This is a genomic window from Citrobacter sp. wls718, assembly GCF_005280945.1.
GTDB lineage: Bacteria > Pseudomonadota > Gammaproteobacteria > Enterobacterales > Enterobacteriaceae > Citrobacter > Citrobacter gillenii.
Genome location: NZ_SZWV01000053.1, coordinates 119,509 through 128,307 on the forward strand (window position 1 = coordinate 119,509; position 8,799 = coordinate 128,307).

Annotated in this window: 9 protein-coding genes; 6 read left to right on the forward strand and 3 right to left on the reverse strand. The window is 52.8% G+C overall.

The window, feature by feature from the left end; translation table 11 throughout:
* Both FDW95_RS10960 and FDW95_RS10965 read right to left on the reverse strand, forming a co-directional pair.
* Positions 1-1,180: sugar transporter (locus FDW95_RS10960; protein WP_137363498.1), on the reverse strand; the 1,180-nt coding region annotated here is incomplete at its 3' end.
* A gap of 149 nt (positions 1,181-1,329) precedes the next feature.
* Positions 1,330-2,205: a LysR family transcriptional regulator gene (locus FDW95_RS10965; RefSeq protein ID WP_115258521.1), complete on the reverse strand. Its 876-nt coding sequence runs from the start codon at positions 2,203-2,205 to the stop codon at positions 1,330-1,332.
* A 102-nt stretch (positions 2,206-2,307) separates the two neighbouring features.
* Here FDW95_RS10965 and sad point away from each other — a divergent pair, with 102 nt between their 5' ends.
* The 6 genes from sad (at position 2,308) to FDW95_RS10995 (ending at position 8,395) form a co-directional block, all read left to right on the forward strand.
* A complete protein-coding gene (gene sad / locus FDW95_RS10970; protein WP_115258520.1) occupies positions 2,308-3,696 on the forward strand; it encodes a succinate-semialdehyde dehydrogenase in 1,389 nt (462 codons plus the stop codon).
* A gap of 117 nt (positions 3,697-3,813) precedes the next feature.
* Positions 3,814-4,740, forward strand: coding sequence for a glutaminase B (gene glsB / locus FDW95_RS10975; protein WP_137363497.1), 927 nt, complete (start codon positions 3,814-3,816; stop codon positions 4,738-4,740).
* Entirely contained in the window at positions 4,740-5,099 is a 360-nt protein-coding gene (locus FDW95_RS10980; protein WP_115258519.1) for a DUF4186 domain-containing protein, read from the forward strand. The genes glsB and FDW95_RS10980 overlap by 1 nt, the downstream gene beginning before the upstream one ends.
* Positions 5,100-5,180: 81 nt before the next feature.
* A complete protein-coding gene (locus FDW95_RS10985) occupies positions 5,181-5,708 on the forward strand; it encodes a GNAT family N-acetyltransferase (RefSeq protein ID WP_115258518.1) in 528 nt (175 codons plus the stop codon).
* Positions 5,709-5,814: 106 nt separating this feature from the next.
* Positions 5,815-7,266, forward strand: a complete 1,452-nt coding sequence (locus FDW95_RS10990; RefSeq protein ID WP_115258517.1) for a tagaturonate reductase — start codon at positions 5,815-5,817, stop codon at positions 7,264-7,266.
* A 214-nt stretch (positions 7,267-7,480) separates the two neighbouring features.
* Positions 7,481-8,395, forward strand: coding sequence for a bestrophin family protein (locus tag FDW95_RS10995; RefSeq protein WP_161959037.1), 915 nt, complete (start codon positions 7,481-7,483; stop codon positions 8,393-8,395).
* Positions 8,396-8,400: 5 nt separating this feature from the next.
* On the opposite strand, the gene FDW95_RS11000 is transcribed toward FDW95_RS10995, so the two are convergent.
* Positions 8,401-8,775 carry a GFA family protein gene (locus tag FDW95_RS11000; RefSeq protein WP_137363499.1) on the reverse strand — a complete coding sequence of 125 codons (375 nt, stop codon included), beginning with the start codon at positions 8,773-8,775 and terminating at the stop codon, positions 8,401-8,403.
* Positions 8,776-8,799: the final 24 nt, after the last annotated feature.

Here is an 8,799-nt window from a genome sequence, read left to right on the forward strand (position 1 = left end):
GTTCTTCCAGCGCGACCGGCCACTTGCGAAAGATAATCACGGACCATATCAGCGCAGCCAGTGCGGGTATCGCACCGATGTAACCGATTGTGGACATCGACCAGTGCAAACTGACCTGATTTCCCACCAGTGCGCCCGCGCCGATACCCAGATTAAAGATCCCGGAAAACAGCGCCATGGCGACGTCGGTGGCATCGGGTGCCAGCGCAAGCACTTTCACCTGCATCCCCAGACCTATCACCATAATGGCCACACCCCAGAAAATACTCAGTATGGCGAGGTGCATCTCGCTGTCAGCGGCTGGTAATAGCAGCACCAGGCACACCGTCAGTAACGCGATAGCCGCACTTATCAGCCCGGATGCATGCTGATTACCCAGCTTGCCAAAGATGAGGCTGCCGATAATGCCCGCCGCACCCAGAACCAGTAACAACACGGTCGCAAAATTGGCACTCAGTCCGGCAACGGTCTGAACAAAGGGTTCTATATAGCTGTAAGCCGTGTAGTGCGCGGTGACTACAATGACCGTCAGTAAATAAATGCTCATCAGCGCCGGGCGGCGAAACAGCAGCGGCAGGCTTTTTAGCGAGCCTGAATGCTCACTGGGTAGTTTTGGCAGCAGTTTAATCAGACAGAGCAAGGTGACTAATGCGGCGACGCCGATAGCGAAGAAGGTTGTGCGCCAGCCAAAATACTGGCCGACGATACGGCCAATAGGCAGCCCCAGCACCATCGCCAGCGCGGTCCCGGTAGCAATCAGGCTCAACGCCTGCGCACGTTTGCCGGCGGGTGCCATGCGAATCGCTAATGACGCGGTAATCGACCAGAAAATGGCGTGTGCGAAGGCAATACCAATACGGCTAATGACCAGCACGGTAAAGTTCCATGCCAGGAAAGAGAGCACATGACTGGCGATAAACAGCGCGAAAAGGCAAATCAGAAGTTTGCGTCGCTCCACCTGACTGGTAAGCAGCATAAACGGCAGTGACATCAGGGCAACGACCCAGGCATAGATGGTCAGCATGATCCCGACCTGCGCTGTTTGCATATTAAAGCTTTGCGCGATGTCGGAGAGCAAACCGACGGGAACAAACTCCGTGGTATTGAAAATAAAAGCGGCAATAGCCAGCGTAACGACCCGTAGCCACGCGACCTTGCGGGAAACAGTGTGTGTTGTCATATCAAATAAATTGGATTAGCTGCGAAAAGGTGAGGTCACGATCTTAAAACGGTTACTGGTGAAAATACAATCATTTCGTGATTCAAATCACATTTTATGCCTGATACCTGGAAAGGAGGGCCGGGTGAGCTTGCGTCACCCGGCGTCAGCTAATCTGCATTCTGCGCCAGTTGGGGGTTCAACACCTCAATAAATGCTTCCAGCTGTCGCGTCATCGCTCCCCGACGCCAGACCAGCCATGTATTGAGCCAACGCCAGTTTTCACTCAACGGCCAGGCGTTAACTTGATGGTGTCCCGGCATACTTTCCAGCATCGATCGCGGAATCAGCGCAATTCCCGCCCCGGCAATCACGCAGGCGAGCATGCCGTGATACGACTCCATTTCATGGATGGTGCCCGGCATTGCGCGATCGGCGTGAAACCAGCTTTCAAAATGGCGGCGGTAAGAGCAGTTCGCGCGAAAGGCATAAATACTGCAGCCGTTAACGTCGCTGGCCCGCTGTATGGGGGCGTGTCCGTGAGGGGTAACGATCATCATCTCCTCAAGGTAGACCGGCATGCCTTCCAGTCCCGGGTGGGTGATCGGGCCATCGACAAAGGCGGCGCTCAGCGTCCCCTCCAGTACACCGTCCAGCATGGTGCCTGAAGGCCCTGTAGCCAACGCAAACTGGATTTTAGGGTAGCGTCGATTATATTCAGCCAGCGTCGCGGGAATGCGTACGGCAGCGGTGCTTTCCAGCGAACCGAGAGAGAACAGTCCCTGCGGCTCATCGCCAGCAACGACCATGCGTGCTTCCTCTACCAGGGCAAGGATCCGCTGGCTATAGCGCAAAAAATTGTGCCCGGACGGGGAAAGTCGCAGGCGCTGGTTTTCACGAATAAACAGATCGACGCCAAGGTCGGCTTCAAGCTGGCGAATACGCGTGGTGAGATTGGACGGCACACGATGTACCTTCGCGGCGGCCTGCGTAATGCTGCCGGTTTCCGCCACCGCATTGAACATTTCCAGTTGCGTCAGATCCATTATTTTTCTCTGTTCGTGAATGGTGTAGTTAATATTATTCATTTTTCAGAAAGAGTAAATACGCTCATGATATGACCATACCCTGCAAAAAGAGAGACAGCTATGACCATCACATCAGCAACACATGCGATTTCCGTCAATCCTGTGAACGGCGAAAGGTTAACGGCGATGCCGTGGGCTAGTCGGGATGAGATTGCCCATGCGCTTGATCTGGCCGCCAGTGGATTTAATGAATGGAAACACACCACCGTGGCGCATCGGGCGCAGATGCTGCGCAAGGTTGGGCACGCTCTGCGCCAGCGTGCGGAAGAGATGGCGCAGTGTATCTCACGGGAAATGGGGAAACCGATAAAACAGGCTCGTGCAGAAGTGGCGAAATCCGCGGCGCTGTGTGACTGGTATGCAGAGCATGGACCTTTGATGCTTAATCCTGAACCAACACAGGTGGAGAATAACCAGGCGGTGATCGAATATCGTCCTCTGGGCACTATTCTGGCCGTTATGCCATGGAACTTCCCGCTGTGGCAGGTCATGCGCGGTGCCGTGCCTATTTTACTGGCCGGGAATGGTTACCTGTTAAAGCACGCACCGAATGTAACCGGGTGTGCCGGTATTATTGCGCAGGCGTTTGCTGATGCCGGTATCCCGCAGGGGGTATATGGCTGGGTGAATGCCGATAACTCGGGCGTTAGCCAGATGATCAATGATCCGCGTATTGCCGCCGTTACGGTAACGGGAAGTGTGCGAGCCGGGGCGGCAATTGGTGCTCAGGCGGGGGCGGCGCTGAAGAAATGCGTGCTTGAACTGGGTGGATCCGATCCGTTCATTGTCCTTAACGATGCTGACCTCGATCTGGCCGTGAAGGCGGCAGTCGCCGGTCGTTATCAGAATACCGGGCAGGTTTGTGCGGCAGCGAAACGTTTTATTGTTGAGGAAGGGATTGCGGCAGAATTTACTCAGCGTTTTGTGGCGGCGGCCAGTGCGCTAAAAATGGGCGATCCTCTGAATGAGGAAAACGATCTCGGCCCAATGGCACGCATTGATCTGCGTGATGAACTGCATCAGCAGGTTGAGGCTTCGCTGGCTCAAGGGGCGACGTTGTTACTCGGTGGCGAAAAAATTGCCGGAAAAGGTAACTACTATGCCATCACGGTTCTTGGTGACGTGACACCTGAGATGACCGCTTTCCGCCAGGAATTGTTCGGCCCGGTAGCAGCAATTACCGTTGCGAAGAACGCAGAGCATGCGTTAGTACTGGCGAATGAGAGTGATTTTGGCTTGTCGGCAACGATTTTCACCGCAGATGAGACGCTGGCGCAGAATATGGCTGCGCGCCTGGAATGTGGCGGGGTATTTATCAATGGTTATAGTGCCAGTGATGCCCGCGTTGCGTTTGGCGGGGTGAAGAAAAGCGGCTTTGGTCGGGAGCTTTCGCACTTTGGCCTGCATGAGTTTTGTAACGTGCAGACCGTCTGGAAAAACCGTATCTAATCTTCAGGGTGTCTCCACACGGGACACCCGTCCACGCATATCATCTGCATCCTGACGCGGTGCATTCAGCTCTGTTATACTCGCAGGCCTTTCAGACCTGCGAGCAAGGAGCATGTTGTGGCCAGGGCCATGGACAATTCAATCTTAGAAACCATTGTGCAGCAGGTTCGCCCGCTGATTGGTCAGGGGAAGGTCGCTGACTACATCCCCGCATTAGCCTCCGTTGATGGTTCCAAACTGGGTATTGCCATTTGTACCGTTGATGGTCAGCACTATCAGGCGGGCGATGCGCAAGAACGTTTTTCAATTCAGTCGATCTCGAAGGTGCTCAGTCTGGTGGTGGCGATGCGTCATTATCAGGAAGATGAGATCTGGCAGCGAGTAGGCAAAGATCCGTCAGGACATCCGTTTAACTCTCTGGTACAGCTGGAAATGGAGCAAGGAATACCGCGCAACCCGTTTATTAATGCCGGGGCGCTAGTGGTTTGCGACATGCTGCAGGGGCGTCTGAGTGCGCCACGTCAACGCATGCTCGAAGTCGTACGGGCGCTAAGCGGTGTGCCGGATATCGCCTATGATGCGACAGTTGCCCGCTCTGAGTTTGAGTATTCGGCACGTAATGCGGCCATTGCCTGGCTGATGAAATCCTTTGGCAATTTTCAACATGATGTTGCCACCGTTCTGCAAAACTATTTCCACTACTGTGCGCTGAAAATGAGCTGCGTGGAGCTGGCGCGTACCTTTGTCTTTCTGGCTAATCAGGGGCATGCCTTTCATCTCAATGAACCGGTGGTCACGCCGATGCAGGCCCGACAAATTAATGCGCTGATGGCGACCAGTGGTATGTACCAGAACGCCGGTGAATTTGCGTGGCGAGTGGGGCTGCCGGCAAAATCCGGGGTGGGTGGTGGTATCGTAGCGATCGTGCCGCATGAAATGGCGATAGCGGTCTGGAGCCCGGAACTGGATCCGGCAGGGAATTCACTGGCAGGTATTGCGGTGCTGGAACAGTTAACCCAACAGATGGGGCGTTCGGTTTACTGATGAACTCGCTCGAACCGCTGTTTTCCCGACTGGCGAAATCGACCTTTCGTTCACGGTTTCGCCTTGGTGACAAAGAACGACGCTATTGTATGGAGAAAGGCGCGCCGGTGATTGAGCAACATGCCGCCGATTTTATTGCCAAACGCCTGGCGCCTGCATTCCCGGCCAACGACGGTAAGCAGACGCCGATGCGCGGGCATCCGGTATTTATTGCCCAGCATGCGACGGCAACCTGCTGTCGCGGCTGCCTGGCAAAATGGCATGATATTCCTCAAGGGCTGGCGCTAAGTGCAGAACAGCAGCGTTACGTTGTCACGGTAATTTATCACTGGTTAGTGCGGCAAATGAACCAGCCATAGATAACATAATCCTATGATAAGACCCCTTGTGTTGCGAAAAAGTTAAACGCACTATCATGGGGACTATCTGAGGAGAAAAAAATGGCCACTGGTACCCCCTGCATCGTGCTGAGCGCACAACAGATTGTGTCGAGAATCGACGAGCTTTGTGACGTTTTTGAACAGTGCGTGAATGACGGTGCATCTGTAAGTTTTATACACCCCTTCAATCGCGATAAGTCACTGCCATTCTGGACGGGCGTTGCGCAAAGCGTTGCCTGTGGCGAGAGAATTGTGCTGGCGGCTGAAAACACGCAGGGTATCCTGGTGGGAACCGTCCAGCTTATTGTCGATCAACCTGAAAACCAACCGCATCGTGCCGACGTCGCCAAATTACTGGTGCATCCGTCTGCACGACGAACGGGTATCGCCCGGGAATTGATGAACGCGCTGGAAACGTGTGCGCGTCAACAGCATAAAACTACGCTGGTGCTCGACACGGCCACCGGTAGCGCTGCGGAGTTGTTCTACCACAATTGCGGCTGGCAAAACGCGGGCATGATCCCCAACTACGCCCAAATGCCGGATGGAACGCTGACGGGCACCACACTTTTCTATAAATCATTGTAATTTGTTACCAGGGATTGATCAAAACAGGGTTTCAAGGTATTAAAGTTTGCTAACCTATTGGACCAATTCAATCAGGTTGTATGACTAATCAAAAAGGGAACCCATTGTGCAAACACTAAATCGTCGCGATTTTCCCGGTGCTCACTATCCTGAACGTATCATTCAGTTTGGTGAAGGAAACTTCCTGCGCGCCTTTGTTGACTGGCAAGTTGATTTACTGAATGAACATACCGATCTGAATTCTGGTGTGGTCATTGTTCGTCCTATCGAAAGTACATTTCCGCCATCACTGAGCACGCAGGATGGTCTCTATACCACCATCATTCGTGGTCTGAATGAAAAGGGCGAGGCCGTCAGCGACGCGCGTTTAATTCGCTCGGTTAACCGTGAAATCAGCGTCTATAGCGAATACGATGAGTTCCTGAAACTAGCGCATAACCCTGATATGCGTTTTGTTTTCTCCAATACAACGGAAGCCGGGATCAGTTATCACGCGGGCGACAAGTTAGACGATGCGCCTGCGGTAAGCTATTCGGCCAAGTTGACCCGCCTGCTGTTTGAGCGTTACAGCCATTTTGACGGCGCGCTGGATAAAGGCTGGATAATCATTCCTTGCGAACTGATTGATTACAACGGCGATGCGCTGCGTGAACTGGTGCTGCGTTATGCGCAGGAGTGGGCGTTGCCGGACGCGTTCGTGCAGTGGCTGGACGCGGCTAACGCATTTTGTTCTACGCTGGTGGACCGCATCGTTACCGGTTACCCTCGTGACGAAGTGGCCACGCTGGAAGCCGAGCTGGGTTATCACGATGCATTCCTCGATACTGCAGAGCACTTCTACCTGTTTGTGATTCAGGGGCCGAAGTCATTAGCGACTGAACTGCGTCTGGACAAATATCCGCTGAATGTACTGATTGTTGATGATATTAAGCCGTACAAAGAGCGTAAAGTTGCCATCCTTAACGGTGCGCACACCGCGCTGGTACCGGTAGCCTACCAGGCAGGGCTAGACACGGTGGGTGAGGCGATGAATGACGCAGAGATTTGCGCTTTTGTCGAAAAAGCCATTTACGAAGAGATCATTCCGGTGCTCGATTTACCACGTGATGAGCTGGCATCATTCGCCAGCGCGGTGACCGGACGTTTCTGCAACCCGTACATCAAGCATCAGCTGTTGTCGATTGCCCTGAACGGAATGACCAAATTCCGCACTCGTATTTTGCCGCAGTTGCTGGCAGGGCAGCAGGCCAATGGTCAATTGCCGGCGCGTCTGACGTTTGCGCTGGCGGCGTTGATTGCTTTCTATCGTGGCGAGCGTAACGGTGAGTCTTATCCTGTTCAGGATGATGCCCACTGGATTGAGCGCTTCCAGCTGCTATGGAGTCAGCACCACGATCGTCAAATAAGCACGCAAGCGTTGGTCCACTCGGTACTGGCGGTCAACGAGCACTGGGAGCAGGATCTGACGCAGGTTCCCGGTCTGGTTGAACAGGTTTCTGCCGATCTGGACGCCATTCTGTCCAACGGTATGCGCGAAGCCGTGAAGCCACTGTGCTAAAATAGTCACATAATTACCCGGTTTAGGCCGGGTTTTTTATACCCGTTTATTAGTTACAACATACAGTGTGTTTCTTAAATACAGTTACCGTCTGAGACTGTAGCGCCTCATTTGTTCAGGCAGGTAAAAGGCGGGATTTAGTGCGGTGAGGTGCTTGCAACATTGATCGCGATCACGTTTAATGGCGCGGCTTTCACATTTTCCGAAGATAACTATGATTGTTCGACCTCAACAACACTGGCTGCGTCTGATATTCGTCTGGCATGGTTCAGTGTTATCGAAGATTTTCTCGCGCCTGCTGCTGAATTTTCTGCTTTCCATTGCCGTTATCATCATGCTGCCATGGTATACGATGCTGGGTATCAAATTTACCCTGGCGCCATTCAGCATCCTGGGCGTCGCCATTGCTATCTTTTTAGGCTTTCGCAACAATGCCTGTTACTCGCGCTACGTTGAAGCTCGACACCTGTGGGGACAATTAATGATTGCCTCCCGTTCGCTACTGCGTGAGGTAAAAAACACATTACCGGACGACGTCGAGCTGGGGCAGTTTGTACGTCTGCAAATCGCCTTTGCCCACTGTTTACGCATGACCCTGCGTCGTAACCCGCAGGCGGAACCATTAGCGAAATATCTCAGTGCCTCAGATTTGCAAACTGTCTTTGCCTGCCAATCACCGGCCAACCGTATTCTGCTGTTGATGGGGGAGTGGTTAGCCGTACGCAGGCGTAATGGCGAGCTATCTGACATATTATTTCACAGTTTAAACAATAGATTAAATGATATGTCGGCGGTACTTGCAGGTTGTGAGCGGATTGCTAATACACCGGTGCCATTTGCCTATACCTTGATCCTGCATCGCACGGTCTATCTGTTTTGTATCATGCTGCCATTCGCATTGGTGGTCGATCTGCACTATATGACGCCGTTCATTTCCGTGCTGATTTCATATACGTTCATTTCTCTCGACACGTTGGCAGAAGAGCTTGAAGACCCGTTCGGCACGGAAAATAACGACTTGCCGCTGGATGCGATTTGTAATGCGATTGAAATTGATTTGCTGCAAATGAACGATGAAACGACTGTACCTGCTAAACATATGCCCGATAAGCACTATCAACTGACATAACCGAATCAATTTTCGCCATGTCCTTTTTGCCACCATACCGGCATCATATCGGAAAAAGAGTGAAACTGTGGCGCCAGATTCTCATCATCGGGATCGTCAAATCCCCCGGCTAACAGGGCAATAATCGGGGCGTCATCGATGGCGCCCACGGAACTACCACACTGTGGGCAAAAGGCTCGGCTGGATATTTCTGATGATCGCCAGGTAGCAGGTTGACCCGCAATGCCCGTCCATTCTACGTTTTCAGCGTTAAATTCAATCCACACTACGGTGGGCGCACCCGTATGTCTGCGGCAAATATCACAGGAGCAGGAATGTGAGTTGTTGGGATTCGTTGCGGTAAAGCGTACCGAACCACACAGGCAACCGCCAGAATAGATTTGATGTAGCCCCCTGAAACACCG

Coding starts and splice junctions, on each gene's coding strand:
- sad (WP_115258520.1), top strand. CDS start 2,308: ATGACCATCACATCAGCAACACATGCGATTTCCGTCAATCCTGTGAAC.
- FDW95_RS10965 (WP_115258521.1), bottom strand. CDS start 2,205: ATGGATCTGACGCAACTGGAAATGTTCAATGCGGTGGCGGAAACCGGC.
- FDW95_RS10980 (WP_115258519.1), top strand. CDS start 4,740: ATGAACTCGCTCGAACCGCTGTTTTCCCGACTGGCGAAATCGACCTTT.
- FDW95_RS10995 (WP_161959037.1), top strand. CDS start 7,481: ATGATTGTTCGACCTCAACAACACTGGCTGCGTCTGATATTCGTCTGG.
- FDW95_RS10985 (WP_115258518.1), top strand. CDS start 5,181: ATGGCCACTGGTACCCCCTGCATCGTGCTGAGCGCACAACAGATTGTG.